The organism is Mesorhizobium sp. LjRoot246 (assembly GCF_964254115.1).
GTDB lineage: Bacteria > Pseudomonadota > Alphaproteobacteria > Rhizobiales > Rhizobiaceae > Mesorhizobium.
In genome coordinates this window covers 4945413-4961323 of record NZ_CAXUSN020000001.1, presented here as the reverse complement: position 1 = coordinate 4961323, position 15911 = coordinate 4945413, and the positions used below count along the sequence as shown (strand labels likewise).

The following is a 15911-nucleotide window of genomic DNA, read 5'->3' as shown; positions in this document are numbered from 1 at the left end:
AGCCTGTGTTTACCTAGGCCGCAACTTTGACCGCCGGCGCGCTCTTCTTCACCGGAATGCGCACCGATACGATCGTGCCGACACCTTCGGTCGAACGGATCTTCAGCGCCCCACCCTGAAGCTCGGCCAGCGAGCGCGAGATGGCGAGGCCAAGGCCGGACCCGGCGTGGCTCTTGGAGAACTGGTTCTGCACCTGTTCGAAAGGCCGTCCGAGCTTGCCGAGCGCCTCCTTGGGGATGCCGCAGCCATTGTCCTCGATCGTCAGCACCAGCGCGCCGGATGTGTTGCGGGCTCTTACCGATATGTGGCCGCCCTGGCCGGTGAATTTCACTGCGTTGGATAGCAGGTTGATGACGATCTGCTTGATCGCACGGCGATCCGCGACCAGCGTCAACGCGTCGGCGATACGCGTTTCCACGGTGATGGCCTTCTGCGCCGCCTGCAGCGAGACGACGCGAACGGTCTCGCTGATCAGCGGGCCGAGATCGATCTCTTCCCGGTCCAGCGAGAACTGGCCGGCCTCGATCTTGGACATGTCGAGAATGTCGTTGATGACGCCCAGCAGATATTTGCCGCTGCTGTTGATGTCGGTGGCATATTCCTCGTAGCGCTCTGATCCGAGCGGGCCGAACAGCCCCTGTTCCATCAGTTCGGAGAAGCCGATGATCGCGTTCAGCGGTGTGCGCAACTCATGCGACATGTTGGCCAGGAATTCGGATTTGGCCCGGTTCGCCGCTTCGGCCCGTTCGGTTTCCTTCATGTATTTGCGGTTGAGGTCGACCAGTTCGCGCGAACGCTCCTCTTCCGCCCGGCGGGCGAGGCTGAGATCATGGATCGTCGCCATCAGCCGGCGCTCGCTGTCGACCAGCTTCTCCTGGTGCAGCTTGATCTGGGTGATATCGGAACCGACCGAGACGATGCCGCCGTCGCGGGTCTTCAGCTCGTTGACCTGCAGCCAGCGGCCATCGGCCAGCTGCCGTTCGAAAGTGGCGCCGCCTTGCAGGCCGCTGGTGTGGGCAAGCCGCCGTTCGGAAGCAAAGGCCAGCATGCGTTCTTCCAATGCCGCGCGCGCGACGCCCGGCATCACGTCGCGGTCCGAAAGCCCGTTGTCCTGCTGGTACTTGGAATTGCACATGATCAGGCGCTGCGCCGAATCCCACAGCACGAAGGATTCGTTGATGTTCTCGATCGCCGTTCTGAGACGAAGGTCGGCCGCCTCGGAACGCAGCGCCAGATGACGCTGCTCGGTAACGTCGACGGCGATGCCGATCAGCTGGATCTCCGGCGCTTCCGGATCGATGACTTGTGCCCGTGCGCGCATCCATACCCATTGGCCGTCGGCATGCCGCATGCGGAACACTTGGTCGATATGGTCGATCTCGCGTGCGACGATTCTGTTGGCGAGCGCAAACAGGTCGCCGTCCTCGGGATGGATGATCTCGTCAACCTCGCCGAAGGACAGCATCGAGTCGCAGGGCTTGTAGCCGAGCATGTCGTACATCGAACGCGACCAGTACATCTTGCCGCGCACCATGTCCCAGTCCCACAGGCCGCAGCGGCCGCGAACCAGCGCCATGTCGATGCGCTGATGCGCTTCGAGGTAGATGCGGTCGGCCGCCTGCGCGCGTGCGGCCTGGCCGAAATAGGCATAGAGGATGATGATCAGCACGCCGGCCGTCAGCACGAACAGGGTGACGTTTAGCGAAACGGTCTTGCGCCAGGCATCGAAAACCGCGTCCTGCGGCACCAGGGCCGCCGATGCACCCTTTCCGTCATTCGCCAGGCTGACCGCCGCGTACCAGTCCCGTCCGTCGATGTTGACGTCCATGACGCCGGCACGATCGCCGAACATGAACAATGGCTGGCCGCCCTCGACGAGGCCGTCGAGCGAACGGCCCTGCCATGGCGTCGAGCGTGGTGTCACGGCGACGATCCTGAAAGCGCTGTCGGTGACGACGAGCACATGGCTGCGGCCCATCGCGCCCTGACGGCTGGTGGTCTCCAGCAGATCCTGGATGGCGCCGGGCACCGTTTCCGAGGTGGTGGCGAGCGAACTGGCCAACTGGCCCGCCGCCAGCGTCAGGATCGCCTTGGCATTGCGCTCGACATCGTCGCGCTCGTTCATCAGCGACAGCACGCGCAGCGCCGCGATGACGATCAGGAAGGTGATGATGAGGACGGGTATCGATCGGCGCAGCAGCGGCTCGGCGGCCAAGAGCCGCCGATAGGCCGGTTCGGCGATGAGCCGCGTATTCCCGGCAAGGCCGTCGCTGCGCGTCTCGCGACGCGCAAAAGCCGTCCCTCCGGGCGCGCCCCACGCGTCCGCCTTCGCCATAAATGGCACTCCCCGAATTTGCCTATGCTGCTTGGTGATCCGGCAAACGCCGCACATCCGAATCGTCAGTAAAGAATCAAAGGTGATTCGCCTTGTCCAGTGGCTCGGCGAAAAAAGATTAAAAATCGACTAAAATAACGGCGAAACGTGCCAATGCCCCTTGTCGAGCGCACGGCTGTCCCTCTGCGTTGCTTGACAGGCTGTAGTTTATAAACTACATTCCCTCATGATCGATCTGAAGCAGACCGAAACGTTCCGAAAATGGTGGACGCGACTGAGGGATGAGCGCGCCCGATCATCGTCCTCCTGTGCGGCGGCGACAAAGGCACCCAGAAGAGGGACATCACGACGGCGAAACGTCTGGCGAAAGAATGGAGTGAATGACATGGCTGAAAAACTAACAACCTTTGATCCGGCCGAGGGCCTGACCTCCGATGAGGCCATTGCCGCATTCATGGCGGAAGCATTTGCTTCCGAAGATTCCGGCTATATCGCGCACGCGCTGGGGGTCGTAGCCCGCGCCAAAGGCATGGCCCAGATAGCGAGCCAGACGGGACTTTCGCGTGAGCAGCTCTATCGCTCGTTCAGCGAGAACGGCAATCCGACCCTGAAAACGACGATTGCTGTGATGAAGGCGCTCGGGATCGAGTTGACCGCTAAGCCCCAGTCCCATCAGCCGGGACTGATTTAACGGTCGCTTGAAGAGATTGGGTATTCACGCCAGTGTGCGCTCGACGATATCCCGCAGATCCGCTGACAGGTTTTCGGCGCCGGCGATCGAAAGCAGCGCTTCCCGGGCCTTGGCTTGCCGGCCAGGTTCGAGCGAACGCCAGGATCTGAGCGCCGTCGCCAGCCTTGCCGCCACTTGCGGGTTGCGCTTTTCGACCTCGAGCACTGTTTGCGAAAAGAACCGGTAGCCTTCGCCGTCTGCCCGGTGGAAGCCGGTCTGGTTGGCGCTGGAGAAGGTGCCGATCAGCGATCGTACCCGGTTCGGATTGCCCATCGAAAAGGCCGGGTGGCTGGTCAAGACCCTCACGGTGTCGACGGTCCGCGGTCCCGGAACGCTGGCCTGGATCTGGAACCACTTGTCCATAACCAGCGGGTCGGACCCGTAGGCCGTCTCGAAAGCCGCCAGCGCCTCGATCGCCTCTGGCGAACCGTGGTGACGATGCGCGAGCACGGCAAGCGCTGCCGCGCGGTCGGTCATGTTGGTCGCCGACTGGGAATGCGCGGCGGCGAGTGTTGCTCCGCCCGGCTGCAGCGCCAGATAATCCAGCAGCGTGTTGCGCAAGGCGCGTCGCCCGGCGCTCGCCGCGTCGGGGCTGAACGCTGCCTTGTCGGCAAGGCCGTCGTAGAGGCTCGAAAAAGCGTCGCGGTTCGCGGTGCCGATCGCCAGCGCCAACGCCTCGCGGGCGGCATAGATGGCATCGGGATCGATATTCCTGCCGATGTCGCGGGCAATGTCGGCTTCGCTGGGCAAGGCCAGCGCCAGCGCCCGATAGGCCGGCTCCAGCGTCTCGTCGCCGGCGATGCTGCCGGCGAGTTCGCTCAGCCGCGCCGCGAAACCGGGCTGCTTGCCGCCGAGGGTCTCGCGGAAGGCCAATATCAGCGCATCGGTCAGCAATGTGTTGAAGGCCTGCCAGCGCGAGAAGGCGTCGCTGTCATGGCGGGCGAGAAAGAACTGGTCGTCGGCCTTCTGCTCGACTGACAGCGTCACCGGCGCCGAAAAGCCTCGGTTGAGCGACACGGCCGGGCGCTCGGTCACGCCGGAAAACCGCACGAGGTGGCGGCGCTTGCGGACATGGATGACGCCGTCCTCGACGCTGGCGCCCTCGACGCCGCTATACGCCACGGGCTTGCCGCCGGTGCCGATCAGGCCGAAGGCGAGCGGGATGTGCATCAGCCGCTTGCGGCTTTCGGAGGGTGTCGGCGGCACCGACTGCTCGATTTCGAGCGTGAATTCCTGCGCGGCCGGATTGTGCGTCGAACTGATCGTCAGGTTCGGCGTGCCTGCCTGATGATACCAGAGCGCGAACTGCGACAGGTCGCGGCCGGACGCATCCTCGAACACCTTGATGAAATCCTCGATCGTCGCCGCGTCACCGTCGTGCCGCTCGAAATAGAGGTCCATGCCGGCGCGAAAGACGTCGGCCCCGAGAATTGTGCGGATCATGCGCACCACTTCGGAACCTTTCTCGTAGACCGTCGCCGTGTAGAAGTTGTTGATCTCGCGGTAGCGGCGCGGCCGCACCGGATGCGCCAGCGGACCCTGGTCCTCGGGAAACTGGTGGGCGCGCAAAGTGCGCACTTCGGCGATGCGCTTGACCGCGCGCGAGCGCTGATCGGCGGAGAATTCGTGGTCGCGGAAGACCGTCAGCCCTTCCTTCAGGCAAAGCTGGAACCAGTCGCGGCAAGTGATTCTGTTGCCTGTCCAATTGTGGAAATACTCATGCGCGATGATCGCCTCGATGTTGGCGAAATCGGCGTCCGTCGCGGTCTCCCGATCGGCCAGCACATATTTGTCGTTGAAGATGTTGAGGCCCTTGTTCTCCATCGCGCCCATGTTGAAGTCGGACACGGCGACGATGTTGAAGACATCGAGATCGTATTCCCGGCCGAACGCCTCTTCGTCCCATTTCATCGATCGTTTCAGCGCGTCCATCGCGTAGACGGCCAACTTGTCCTTGCCGGGCTCGACATAGATGCCGAGCTCCACCGTACGACCAGACAGGGTGACGAAACTGTCGGCGAGCTGGCCGAGATTGCCGGCCACCAATGCAAACAAATAGGACGGCTTGGGGAAGGGGTCGTGCCAACTAGCATAGTGCCAGCCATCGCCGAGATCGCCGCTGTCGAGCCGGTTGCCGTTGGACAGGAGCAGCGGCGCCTCCTCACGCAGCGCTTCGATCCGCACCGTGTAGACGGACAGGATGTCGGGTCGATCGAGGAAATAGGTGATGCGGCGAAAACCCTCGGCCTCGCATTGCGTGCAGTAGACGTGGCTCGAGCGGTAGAGACCCATCAAGGCTTCGTTGCCCGCCGGCGCCAGCTCGGTCTCGATGAGCAACTGGAAGCGACGTGCCGCCGGTGGCTTGAGAATGGTCAACTGGTCAGGCGTCGCCAGCAGATCCGCCGGTTTCACTTTCCTGCCGTCGATCTCGATGCGCTTGAGCGTCAGCCCGTCGCCGTCGAGCACCAATGGTGCCGACACGGAGACGCCGTCACGACGCTCGATCGTAAGCACGGCGGTGACGTGCGTTGCGTCTGGCGAAAGGCGGAAGGTGAGGTTGGTTTGCGGAATGAGATAGTCGTTGGGGCGATAGTCTTCGAGTTTGAAGACCTGGCCGGTGTCCGTGCGCATTCCGTGGGTTTTCCTGTCGATTGCGTTGGCGGCGGATTGTGTCCGCTGGTCCAAGAAATTTGAAGTCCGCGCTCTTTACACGAAACGGCCCCTCGACAAAACTGAGGCAATGCCTATTTCAGGCATTCCTTCTCCCGTCATCATCACGAGGCATCCATGACCGTCGTCACACCGAAATTCGGCATGGGCGCATCAGTACTGCGGCGCGAGGATGCCGCCTTCATCCAGGGGCAGGGCCGCTATACCGACGACATCCAGCCAACTGGCGTCTTGCATGGCTACGTCCTGCGCTCGCCTGTCGCCAAGGCCAGCTTCACCATCGGCTCGACCGAGGCGGCGAAGGCAGCACCAGGCGTCCATCTGGTGCTGACCGGCAGGGACTTGGCCCATCTCGGCGATCTCAAGTCCGGCGTCATGCAAGAACAGCCGGACGGCACCAAGGCGCCGACGCGTGACATCCCGATCCTGTGCCGCGACCGGGTCAACCATGTCGGCGATGCCGTCGCCTTCGTCGTCGCCGACAGCCGTGCCTTGGCGCAGGATGCCGCTGAACTCATCGACGTCGACTATGACAGCGAAGATGCGGCCTCCGGGACGGCAACAGCATTGGCCGAAGGCACGCCGCTGGTCTGGCCGGAGCTTGGTTCCAACCGCGCCTTCACCTACCACATGGGCGACAAGAAAAAGACCAAGGCGGCTTTCGCCAAGGCCGCCCATGTCACCCGCATCGAATTCGTCAACAACCGGCTGGTCTGCAACTACATGGAGCCGCGCTCGGCGATCGGCGAGTGGAACGCTGAGGAGAAGCGCTTCGTGCTGACCACGGGGTCGCAGGGCGTGCATTCCATGCAGTACATCCTGGCCGGCGTGTTCAAGGTCAAGAAGGACCGGCTGCGCGTTATCACGCCGGACGTCGGCGGCGGTTTCGGGCCGAAGAGCTTCGTCTACCGCGAATATCCGCTGGTGCTGGAGGCGGCAAAGCGGCTTGGCCGTCCGGTGAAGTGGGCCGGCGATCGCACGGAACACTTCCTGACCGACGCGCAAGGCCGCGACAATTTCGTGACGGCCGAGATGGCGCTGGACAAGGATGGCCGCTTTCTCGGCATGAAGGTGAACCTGCTCGCCAACATCGGCGCCTATATCTCGCAATACGGCCCGTTTATCCCCTATATCGGCGTCACCATGTCGACCGGCGTCTATGATATCCAGGCGCTCGATGTCTCGGTCACCGGCCTCTACACCAACACCTGCCCGGTCGACGCCTATCGTGGTGCCGGCCGGCCGGAAGCAGCGTTCCTGCTGGAAAAGCTTGTCGATGCCTGCGCCCACGATCTCGGCCTGCCTGTCGAGGAGATCCGCCGCCGCAACTTCATCCGGCCTGAGCAGTTTCCCTACCGGACGCAAACTGGCCGCCTCTACGACACCGGTGAATTCGAAGGCCATATGGAGCGCGCCATTGAGCAATCCGAATGGAAAGCGTTTCCGGAGCGGCTGGCGCAGGCGAAAGCCGACGGAAAGATCCGCGGCCTCGGCATGGCGACCTATATCGAGGCCTGTGCCTTTCCCGGCTCCGAACCAGCCTTTGTCGAACTCAACGGCGACGGCACGGTGACGCTGAAGATCGGCACCCAGACCAACGGGCAGGGGCACGCCACCGCCTATGCGCAGTTCCTGTCGGAAAAGCTCAATCTAGACATCGACAAGATCCATGTTCGCCAGGGCGATACCGACGAGCTGAAGGCCGGCGGCGGCACCGGCGGCTCGCGTTCCATTCCGCTGGGGGGTGTGTCAGCTTCCCGCGCGAGCGAGGATCTGGCCAACAAGATCAAGCGCATCGCAGCCGACGAGCTTGAAGCCTCGGCTGCCGACATCGAGCTGTCTGATGGCGTTGCCCGCATCGTCGGCACCGATCGCTCGATTGATTTCTCCACCATCGCCAAGGCCGCCAAGACGCCCGAAGATATCAAGGGCTTTGGCGAGTTCGTGCAGGACGAGTGCACCTATCCCAACGGCACTCACATCTGCGAGGTCGAGATCGATCCCGAAACCGGCGCGACCGATATCGTCCGCTACACCATCGTCGACGATTTCGGTGTCACCGTGAACCCGATCCTGCTCGCCGGCCAGGTGCATGGCGGCGTCGTGCAAGGCATTGGCCAGGCGCTGACCGAGGACACTATCTATGGCGAGGACGGACAGCTTCTGACGGCGAGCTTCATGGATTACGCCATGCCGCGCGCCGACAATTTCCCGTTCTTCCATTTCGAGACCCGCAACGTGCCTTCGACCACCAATGCGCTCGGCATCAAGGGCGCAGGCGAGGCCGGCACCATCGGCTCGACGCCGGCGGCACTCAATGCGGTGACCGACGCGCTCTGGCGCGCCTACGGCGTCAGGCACATTGACATGCCAGCAACGCCGGCGCGCATCTGGGCCACGATCCGGGAAGTGTCGGGAGCGTGACAGCAGGCCCCGGCAACCCTTCGGCCACAGCCAGCGATCATGCCGATGGGCACGGCACGCTCACCGGCATTACGCTCAAGATCATCTCGGTAGCGGTCTTTGTCGGCATGCAGACCTGCATCAAGTCGGCAGGCACCGTTCCGGCGGGCGAGATCGTCTTCTTCCGCTCCTTCTTCGCGATCTTCCCGATCATCGCCTTCCTTGCCTTCAGGAAAGAACTCGGCACTGCCTTCACCACCAAGCGTCCGCTCAACCATATCGCCCGCGGCCTAGTCGGCGTCGGCGCCATGGGGCTTGGCTTTTTCGCGCTGACGCGGCTGCCGCTGCCGGAAGCGATCACGCTGAACTACGCACAGCCGCTACTGGTCGTGGTGTTTTCCTCGATCTTTCTCGGCGAAGCCATCCGCGTCTATCGCTGGAGCGCGGTCGCGGTCGGGCTGGTCGGCGTGCTGATCATTTCCTGGCCGGAACTGACGCTGCTGAGTTCCGACGAAGCGCTCGACGACCAGGAAGTGCTTGGCGTCATCGCCGCCCTTGTCGCGGCGGCGATCTCGGCCGTCGCCATGCTTTTGGTGCGCAATCTCGTGCAAAGCGAGCGCACCGCGACCATCGTGTTGTGGTTTTCGGTGACGGCGAGCGCCATGTCGCTGCTGTCGCTGCCGTTCGGCTGGCAGGCGCTGACACCGCTCCAGGCGGCTCTCCTGGTTGCGGCCGGCTTCTGTGGTGGCCTCGGCCAGATCCTGATGACGGCGGCCTATCGCCATGCCGAGGCCTCGGTCGTAGCGCCGTTCGAATACACCTCGATGATCCTCGGCGTCGTCGTTGGCTATCTCGTCTTTGGCGACGTCGCCACGCTGAACATGCTCGTCGGCGGCCTGATCGTCGTTGCCGCAGGGATCTTCATCATCTGGCGCGAACGTCAGCTTGGCCTGGAGCGCACCCGCACGCGGAAGGCGGCCACGCCGCAGGGGTGACCGGCATGATTATTGGTATACGATGAGAGCAACGACAGAACAGGTTGGGGTAACCATTTGATCTGCATTCTCGCTCTATCCGGAGCGTATCTGTTCGTAGGATTCGTCCTCGCGTCGTTTGCTACGGCTTGGGTATCAATAGCTGTGGTAATCTTCAGACAGCCCTGGGATGAAGAAGATTCTGATTTCTGGAGGATCGGCCACGGCACTTTCCTGTGGAGGGAAATGCGACGACCGAAGGACGAACATTCAAATACGGGATTTTCGGACTTCTGACGTGCTTGGCGTTGGCGTTGATATTCGCTCTGATGCTGCTCGCGGCTCAGCGGCTTGGAGTTGCCTTCACTGTGTGTGGAGTCTCCGGTTGAACCGAGTGCGCCGGATTTGAAGCACCAATCAGGAGCGTTCGGCGCGTTCCTTCGCCAATCGCACCAGCTCCGTCCTCGTCTGTTCATCGGCGGGGAAAAACGATTCGATCGCCAGTTCCGACAGGGTCACTTCGAGCGGCGTACCGAACACGGTGATGGTGCTGATGAATGACAGCACCTGATCGCCATGCGCCAGCCTGAGCGGGTGCACGATGGCATTCGGCTCGACCGGCGCCGGCCGGCTGCCTTTCAAGCCGGCCGGATAAGTCTTCAGCTCACGTTCGAGCTCGACCAGCACCGGGTCGCCGCTGGCGTCATTCTGGTGCTTCAGGCGCTCGAGCAGATGCGTCCGCCATTCCTGGAGGTTGACGATGCGCGGGGCGATGCCGCCGGGATGCAGGCTGAGGCGCAGCACGTTGACCGGCGGCGCCAGCAGTGAAGCCTCGCTGACGTCGGCAAGGAAGGGAGCGATGGCGGCATTGGCCGAAACCAGGTTCCAATGCCGGTCGACAGCGAGTGCAGGGAACGGTTCGTGTCCCTTAAGCACAATCTCCACCGCCGCCATCGCCGGCGCCATCGTGGTGTCGGTCAGCGAGCGTTCGCTGAAGCTCGGCGCAAAGCCTGCCGCCATCAGCAATTGGTTGCGCTGCCTGAGCGGGATCGAAAGCTGCTCGGCCAGATGCAGCACCATGTCGCGCGAGGGCGCGGCGCGCCCGCTTTCGACGAAGCTCAGATGCCGCTGCGAGATCTCGGCCTCCATGGCGAGGTCGAGCTGCGACATGCGGCGGCGCGTGCGCCATTCGCGAATGAGGCTGCCGGCGGAGGTTTGGGATGTCGTCATGGGGCCATGGTTAGGCGGAGGGAGGCGCATTTCAATTACCTGGGAGGTTATCGGTACTGCATCTGCGTTGGACATTAGCGAAAGCGGAGATGACAGCCAATCTCCCCCCTCGTGGGGGAGATGCCCAGCAGGGCAGAGAGGGGCGCTGTCCCGCCGACCTCTCGATCAGCATCCCGGCATCCTCATTCGTGTGGGGCACAAGGTAAAACAAAGGCTGGCGATCCTTCGCGCCCCCCTCTGTCTTGCCGGACATCTCCCCCACGAGGGGGGAGATTGGCTAATCGCTAATCCCTCAGCCAACTTCCCGCAGCTTAGCCTTCACTTCAAGAAAATCCCGCCACGCCAGCTTCTTGTGCGACGGCGTCCGCAGGAGATAGGCCGGATGCAGCGTCGGCATGGCCGGGATGGCGATGCCAGATGCCGCGGTGTGGACGCGCCAGTTGCCGCGCAGCCGCAGGATGCCTTCGCTCGTATTGAGCAAGGTCTTGGCCGACGGGCCGCCGAGATTGATCAGCACCTTCGGATTGACCAGCTCGATCTGCCGCTCGATGAACGGCCGGCAGATCTCGGTTTCGTGCGGCGTCGGCGTGCGATTGCCCGGCGGCCTCCACGGAATGACATTGGCAATATAGACAGATGTGCGGTCGAGCCCGATCGCGGCCAGCATGCGGTCGAGCAGCCGGCCCGAGCGGCCGACGAAGGGCAGGCCCTCGATGTCCTCGTCGCGGCCTGGCGCCTCGCCGACCAGCATGACGGCGGCTTCCGGGTTGCCGTCGGCGAACACCAGGCTCTTGGCGGTGGTCTTGAGATTGCAGCCGTCGAACGCCGCCATATGCTGGCGAAGCTCGTCGAGGGTCGTTGCTGTCGTCGCCAATTGGCGAGCCAGCGCCGCTTGCGCCTCGTCGGGAACGGTGGCCGATGTTGCGCGCGCAGTCGGCGGCGCATTTGGTCTGCCACCTGCTTCGGGGCGAGACATGTTCGTCGAACGCTGCGGTGCGGCGGTGTCGCCCGAAGGCGCAGCAGTCGGTGCGCGCTCCATTGGCTTTGGCGTAACCTCGGCGAACCGGTTCACCGGCTGCTCTTCAAGCGCCTCGTCGACGCCCACGCTGGCATAAAACGCCAGCAGGTCGGCGATATCAGGTCTGTTGTTTGGGGAAGCGGCAGTCATGTCGGCACATTCGTCCGCATGACGGCAATTTGCAAGGCTGGCCGCTGCTCTACCCCGTCGGTATGCGGGGATCCTGCACCAGGTAAAAGGTCCAGCGCGGGGTGTAATCAGTCATCAGGAATTCGAACCTGGCGGTTTTCAGCGGGTCGACCTTGCCATTCCGGAACAGCAGCCGGTCATAGGGTTCGAAATCGCGATCGAAATCGGTGAAATTGCTCGACCAGATGTTGTCGGGCGTCTTGTTGCGCTGGTCGAACGAAAGTCCGTCACCGAACACGCTTGGCCGGTTCAGGATTTCCTGCAGCTCGAACTGGAACTCGACCCAGGCCTGGCCGCTGTTGTTGAGCACGTCGATGCGCATATACATGATGCCATTGGCGAATTCGCTGGCCTTGCCGAAAGCCTGGATCGGCTTGGTCGTGCGGATTGTTAGCGTCACCGGCGTTGACGCATTCAGCTCCTCGGTGATGACCAGCGGGTCGTCCCGCGTTCCCGTGCCCGAAGCGCCGGTGATGTGGAAGCCGCCAAGCTCGTCGGAGAAGGAGTAGGCGCCCGCTGCCCAGACTTTGACTTCGTCCGCGGCAGCGTAACCCGGTGCCAGTACCAGAAGGGCCAAAAGGAGCGCCCGGCGGACCCGGCCGGGCGTCGATAAAAAGCGCGTCGATGAAAAGCCGGCTGGCCCAGGAATGCGCATGGCGTGAAGTATGGCCGATAAGCAAGCCGTCGAACAATTAAAAACGCAAACGCTGCGGACCATGCTAAGCGAAAAACACTCGCAGAGCCTCGCAATGCGCGACTTTTTGGCCAAAACCGCATTGTCACGTATGCGCCGGTTTCCTGTCGCCAATTGATGCGCTATGCAGCGCAGGAGCCAGCAAGATACCCGAATGGGATAAGCCAGTGCGGAGGGGTTGATGAGCGACATCGAACGCGAAAGCATGGAATTCGACGTGGTTGTCGTCGGCGCCGGACCGGCCGGCCTCGCTGCCGCCATCCGCCTCAAGCAGGTCAATCCCGAACTCTCGGTCGTCGTCCTGGAAAAGGGCGGCGAGGTCGGCGCCCATATCCTCTCCGGCGCCGTCGTCGATCCGATCGGCATCGACCGGCTCTTGCCGGGCTGGCGCGACGAGGATGACCATCCTTTCAAGACGCCGGTCACCGCGGACCACTTCCTCGTCCTTGGCCCCGCCGGCTCGTTCCGCCTGCCCAACATGCTGATGCCGCCGCTGATGAACAATCATGGCAATTACATCGTCTCGCTCGGCAATGTCTGCCGCTGGCTGGCGACCAAGGCCGAAGCGCTCGGCGTCGAGATCTATCCGGGCTTTGCCGCGGCCGACCTACTCTACAATGAGGAAGGCGCCGTTACCGGCGTCGTCACCGGCGACATGGGCATCGAGAAGGACGGCACGCACGGCCCGGGCTTCGCGCCGGGCATGGCGCTGATGGGCAAATATGTGCTGATCGGCGAGGGCGCGCGCGGCTCGCTCGCCAAGCAGCTGATCGCCAGATACAAGCTTTCCGATGGCCGCGAGCCCGGCAAATACGGCATCGGCCTCAAGGAACTCTGGCAGGTCAAGCCGGAGAACCACCGGCCGGGCCTGGTCCAGCATTCCTTCGGCTGGCCGCTCGACATGAAGACCGGCGGCGGCTCCTTCCTCTACCATCTCGAGGACAACCAGGTGGCGGTCGGTTTCGTCCTCCACCTCAACTACAAGAACCCCTGGCTGTCGCCGTTCGACGAGTTCCAGCGCTTCAAGACCCATCCGGCGATCCGCGGCACCTTCGAGGGCGCCAAGCGACTGGGCTACGGCGCACGCGCCATCACCGAAGGCGGCTGGCAGTCGGTGCCGAAACTGTCATTCCCCGGTGGGGCGCTGATGGGCTGTGCGGCCGGCTTCGTCAACGTGCCGCGCATCAAGGGTTCGCACAACGCCGTGCTGTCCGGCATGCTGGCGGCCGAGCATGTCGCCGAGGCGATCGGTGCTGGGCGCGCCAATGACGAGCTTTCCTCCTACGAGGCGGCCTGGCGGGCGACCGATATCGGCAAGGACCTGAAGAAGGTTCGCAACGTCAAGCCGCTGTGGTCGCGCTTCGGCACCATCGTCGGTGTCGGCCTCGGCGGCCTCGACATGTGGCTGAACACGCTGTTCGGTGTCTCGCCTTTCGGCACGCTGAAGCATGGCAAGGCCGACTACGCAACGCTCGAGCCTGCCGCCCAGCACAAGAAGATCGCCTATCCGAAGCCCGATGGCATACTGACTTTCGACCGGCTGTCCTCGGTGTTCCTGTCCAACACCAACCACGAGGAAAACGAGCCGGTCCACCTGCTTGTCGGCGACATGGAGTTGCAGAAGCGTTCCGAACACGATGTCTTCGCCGGACCATCGACGCGCTACTGTCCGGCCGGCGTCTATGAATGGGTCGACAAGGACGGCAACGCCGCCGCCGACCCCTCCGCCAAGGACGTGCGCTTCGTCATTAACGCGCAGAACTGCGTGCACTGCAAGACCTGCGACATCAAGGATCCGAACCAGAACATCAACTGGGTGCCGCCGCAAGGCGGCGAAGGCCCCGTCTACCAAGGTATGTAAGCCACGCGCCGACGGGCCGTCTCGGCCGCCGCAAGCAAAATTCCGACGAAGGCCGGATCTGCCGGGACATGTGAATATTAGAACTGTTGAAACTGCCGCGCCTTTATGGTTCCATTCCCCTGAGGATACGGAGATGGCCAATGCGCGTGGCGGTTCTGGCATGCCTTGTGGCGATCGGCGCGGTGTGCGGTTCCGCTCCGGCGGCCTCGGCCGGCACAAGGGTGCTGGTCATGACGCGGACCTATGACATCACCGGGACCACAGGCCTGGCGCTGATGCAGGCGATGGACCGCAAGGGGCCGAAGCACGGCTTCATGACGCACGCCATCGCGCTAACCGGCTACACAGTGGATTGGGACCTTGACGCCGGCCAGGACAATGGCGTCTGCCGCATGCGGCGCGCCAACGGCACGCTCAATCTCTTCTATACGTTTCCGCGTGTCGGTTCGACCGCCACGCCGGCGCTCCAGAAACGCTGGACGCGGTTCTTCGCCGGCGTCCGCAGGCATGAGGAAACCCATGGCCGCATCGCCAGGGAGATGATGCGCGCCACCGAAAGATCGATCTCCGGTCTCAGGATTGCCGACGACCGGTCTTGCTACAAGACACGCCGCGAGGCACAGCGGCGTATCAAGGCCACCTATGCCGCATATGAGGCGAAACAGCTCGCTTTCGACGCTCGCGAGCATCGCGACGGCGGTCGCGTCGAGCATCTCGTCGCCGCTTTGATCAAGCCTTGATCTTTTAGCCTGGCGTCCTGCCGGTCTGGGCCATCGCTGCGGTCGCGGTTTCATGCTCGTCGACCGGCTTCTGTCGTTCCAGCCTGAGCGAGAACTCCACTATGACCGGTAGGTGATCCGAGCCGGTGTCTTCCAGCCGTGTCGCGGAATGGATGGTCACGCCGCCCTTGCTGAAAACCTGGTCGATCGGCAGCCCGGCGAAGCGCCGCAGGAAATCCGGCAGCTTGATGCGGATCCAGGTCGGGCCGGCGGACGGCATGACGGTCAGCCTGCCGAGCGAGGCGACGCGGCGCACGGCCGCACTCCATGGCACGGCATTGCAGTCGCCCGCCATGATCGCCGTCTCGCCAAGTGAAGAGAGGGTCGGCGCCAACTCGCCGATCTGCCAGTACTGCTCACGTGGCCAGGGCCAACTGAGATGGATCGCGGCGACATCGACGTCGATGCCGCCGAAGTCGACGGTGGCGACCGCCATCGCGCCCCGCCGCTCGCACCGTGCCTCTGATCCTGCGGCGAACGGCCGCCGCGACAGCAGCGCGACGCCGAATATGCCATTGGGATAAGGGCACAGGATCCGGTAAGGATATGCGCTGGAGATATAGCCAAGCTCGGTCGCCCACATCGCCGACACCTCATCGAGGGTGATCACGTCGGGATTGGTCCGGCCGATCAGCGACAGCACCTTCTTCGGCGTCGGATTGTCGTAGCGCAGGTTCATCTGCAGCAGCTTGTAGACCGCGCGATCTTCGTTCCTGGCTTCATAGGCGGCCTGAACCGGCCACAGGCGGGAGAATGACAGCGTGGTGGCAAAGGCCGCCACGGCAAAAAGCAGTGCCACAACCGCTTGCAGGCGAAATGTCGTGGCCAGCAGCGGCAGCGCGCAAAGCGCCATCAGCACGGCAAGGTGGACGCGGAAATGCGAGAAGGAATCGAAGGCCGGATGCAGCGTTCCGAAAAACCCGGCCACCAGCGCAACCGAACAGGCGAGCATTGCCAGGAATGCTACCGAAATCAGCAATGTCCCGAAGCTCGCTCTCTCCATGTCGCCTGCTTATCGGCAGAAATGC

General features: G+C 63.2%; 12 protein-coding genes. 6 read left to right on the top strand and 6 right to left on the bottom strand.

All coding sequences use genetic code 11. From position 1 onward, the window contains the following. Positions 1 to 13 precede the first annotated feature (13 nt). Entirely contained in the window at positions 14 to 2335 is a 2322-nt protein-coding gene (locus ACSQ3L_RS24430; protein ID WP_436162234.1) for a PAS domain-containing sensor histidine kinase, read from the bottom strand. A 385-nt stretch (positions 2336 to 2720) separates the two neighbouring features. On the opposite strand from ACSQ3L_RS24430, the gene ACSQ3L_RS24425 reads away from it, so the two are divergent. Continuing rightward, complete coding sequence (locus ACSQ3L_RS24425) at positions 2721 to 3026, top strand: addiction module antidote protein (protein ID WP_127270971.1); 306 nt, start codon at positions 2721 to 2723, stop codon at positions 3024 to 3026. Positions 3027 to 3050: 24 nt separating this feature from the next. On the opposite strand, the gene pepN is transcribed toward ACSQ3L_RS24425, so the two are convergent. After that, entirely contained in the window at positions 3051 to 5696 is a 2646-nt protein-coding gene (gene pepN, locus ACSQ3L_RS24420; protein ID WP_436162233.1) for an aminopeptidase N, read from the bottom strand. A 156-nt stretch (positions 5697 to 5852) separates the two neighbouring features. Between pepN and ACSQ3L_RS24415 the strand changes: the two genes are divergently transcribed. After that, a complete protein-coding gene (locus ACSQ3L_RS24415) occupies positions 5853 to 8159 on the top strand; it encodes a xanthine dehydrogenase family protein molybdopterin-binding subunit (RefSeq protein WP_436162232.1) in 2307 nt (768 codons plus the stop codon). After that, positions 8156 to 9133 (top strand): DMT family transporter, encoded by a 978-nt coding sequence (locus ACSQ3L_RS24410; RefSeq protein WP_436162231.1) that lies wholly within the window; start codon positions 8156 to 8158, stop codon positions 9131 to 9133. Before ACSQ3L_RS24415 ends, ACSQ3L_RS24410 begins: the two co-directional genes overlap by 4 nt. Before the next feature lie 396 nt (positions 9134 to 9529). Here the strand turns inward: ACSQ3L_RS24410 and ACSQ3L_RS24405 are convergent, their stop codons facing one another. The 3 genes from ACSQ3L_RS24405 to ACSQ3L_RS24395 all read right to left on the bottom strand — a co-directional run bounded on the left by ACSQ3L_RS24405 (position 9530) and on the right by ACSQ3L_RS24395 (position 12204). Next, positions 9530 to 10342: a helix-turn-helix domain-containing protein gene (locus ACSQ3L_RS24405; protein ID WP_436162230.1), complete on the bottom strand. Its 813-nt coding sequence runs from the start codon at positions 10340 to 10342 to the stop codon at positions 9530 to 9532. A gap of 292 nt (positions 10343 to 10634) precedes the next feature. Then, positions 10635 to 11510: a uracil-DNA glycosylase gene (locus tag ACSQ3L_RS24400; protein ID WP_436162229.1), complete on the bottom strand. Its 876-nt coding sequence runs from the start codon at positions 11508 to 11510 to the stop codon at positions 10635 to 10637. Between the two features lie 49 nt (positions 11511 to 11559). Beyond that, positions 11560 to 12204, bottom strand: a complete 645-nt coding sequence (locus ACSQ3L_RS24395) for a hypothetical protein (protein ID WP_436162228.1) — start codon at positions 12202 to 12204, stop codon at positions 11560 to 11562. A 10-nt stretch (positions 12205 to 12214) separates the two neighbouring features. Between ACSQ3L_RS24395 and ACSQ3L_RS24390 the strand changes: the two genes are divergently transcribed. The 3 genes from ACSQ3L_RS24390 to ACSQ3L_RS24380 all read left to right on the top strand — a co-directional run bounded on the left by ACSQ3L_RS24390 (position 12215) and on the right by ACSQ3L_RS24380 (position 14844). Further along, entirely contained in the window at positions 12215 to 12361 is a 147-nt protein-coding gene (locus tag ACSQ3L_RS24390) for a hypothetical protein (protein ID WP_436162227.1), read from the top strand. A 63-nt stretch (positions 12362 to 12424) separates the two neighbouring features. Then, complete coding sequence (locus ACSQ3L_RS24385) at positions 12425 to 14104, top strand: electron transfer flavoprotein-ubiquinone oxidoreductase (protein ID WP_436162226.1); 1680 nt, start codon at positions 12425 to 12427, stop codon at positions 14102 to 14104. 140 nt (positions 14105 to 14244) lie between these two features. Further along, positions 14245 to 14844 carry a DUF922 domain-containing protein gene (locus ACSQ3L_RS24380; RefSeq protein ID WP_436162225.1) on the top strand — a complete coding sequence of 200 codons (600 nt, stop codon included), beginning with the start codon at positions 14245 to 14247 and terminating at the stop codon, positions 14842 to 14844. A 4-nt stretch (positions 14845 to 14848) separates the two neighbouring features. Here the strand turns inward: ACSQ3L_RS24380 and ACSQ3L_RS24375 are convergent, their stop codons facing one another. Then, entirely contained in the window at positions 14849 to 15886 is a 1038-nt protein-coding gene (locus tag ACSQ3L_RS24375; RefSeq protein ID WP_436162224.1) for an endonuclease/exonuclease/phosphatase family protein, read from the bottom strand. Positions 15887 to 15911: the final 25 nt, after the last annotated feature.

What these genes read in the sequence shown, in the direction of transcription:
- ACSQ3L_RS24430 (WP_436162234.1), bottom strand. Translation starts at nt 2,335, where the DNA reads ATGGCGAAGGCGGACGCGTGGGGCGCGCCCGGAGGGACGGCTTTTGCG.
- ACSQ3L_RS24425 (WP_127270971.1), top strand. Translation starts at nt 2,721, where the DNA reads ATGGCTGAAAAACTAACAACCTTTGATCCGGCCGAGGGCCTGACCTCC.
- pepN (WP_436162233.1), bottom strand. Translation starts at nt 5,696, where the DNA reads ATGCGCACGGACACCGGCCAGGTCTTCAAACTCGAAGACTATCGCCCC.
- ACSQ3L_RS24415 (WP_436162232.1), top strand. Translation starts at nt 5,853, where the DNA reads ATGACCGTCGTCACACCGAAATTCGGCATGGGCGCATCAGTACTGCGG.
- ACSQ3L_RS24405 (WP_436162230.1), bottom strand. Translation starts at nt 10,342, where the DNA reads ATGACGACATCCCAAACCTCCGCCGGCAGCCTCATTCGCGAATGGCGC.
- ACSQ3L_RS24400 (WP_436162229.1), bottom strand. Translation starts at nt 11,510, where the DNA reads ATGACTGCCGCTTCCCCAAACAACAGACCTGATATCGCCGACCTGCTG.
- ACSQ3L_RS24395 (WP_436162228.1), bottom strand. Translation starts at nt 12,204, where the DNA reads ATGCGCATTCCTGGGCCAGCCGGCTTTTCATCGACGCGCTTTTTATCG.
- ACSQ3L_RS24390 (WP_436162227.1), top strand. Translation starts at nt 12,215, where the DNA reads ATGGCCGATAAGCAAGCCGTCGAACAATTAAAAACGCAAACGCTGCGG.
- ACSQ3L_RS24385 (WP_436162226.1), top strand. Translation starts at nt 12,425, where the DNA reads ATGAGCGACATCGAACGCGAAAGCATGGAATTCGACGTGGTTGTCGTC.
- ACSQ3L_RS24380 (WP_436162225.1), top strand. Translation starts at nt 14,245, where the DNA reads ATGCGCGTGGCGGTTCTGGCATGCCTTGTGGCGATCGGCGCGGTGTGC.
- ACSQ3L_RS24375 (WP_436162224.1), bottom strand. Translation starts at nt 15,886, where the DNA reads ATGGAGAGAGCGAGCTTCGGGACATTGCTGATTTCGGTAGCATTCCTG.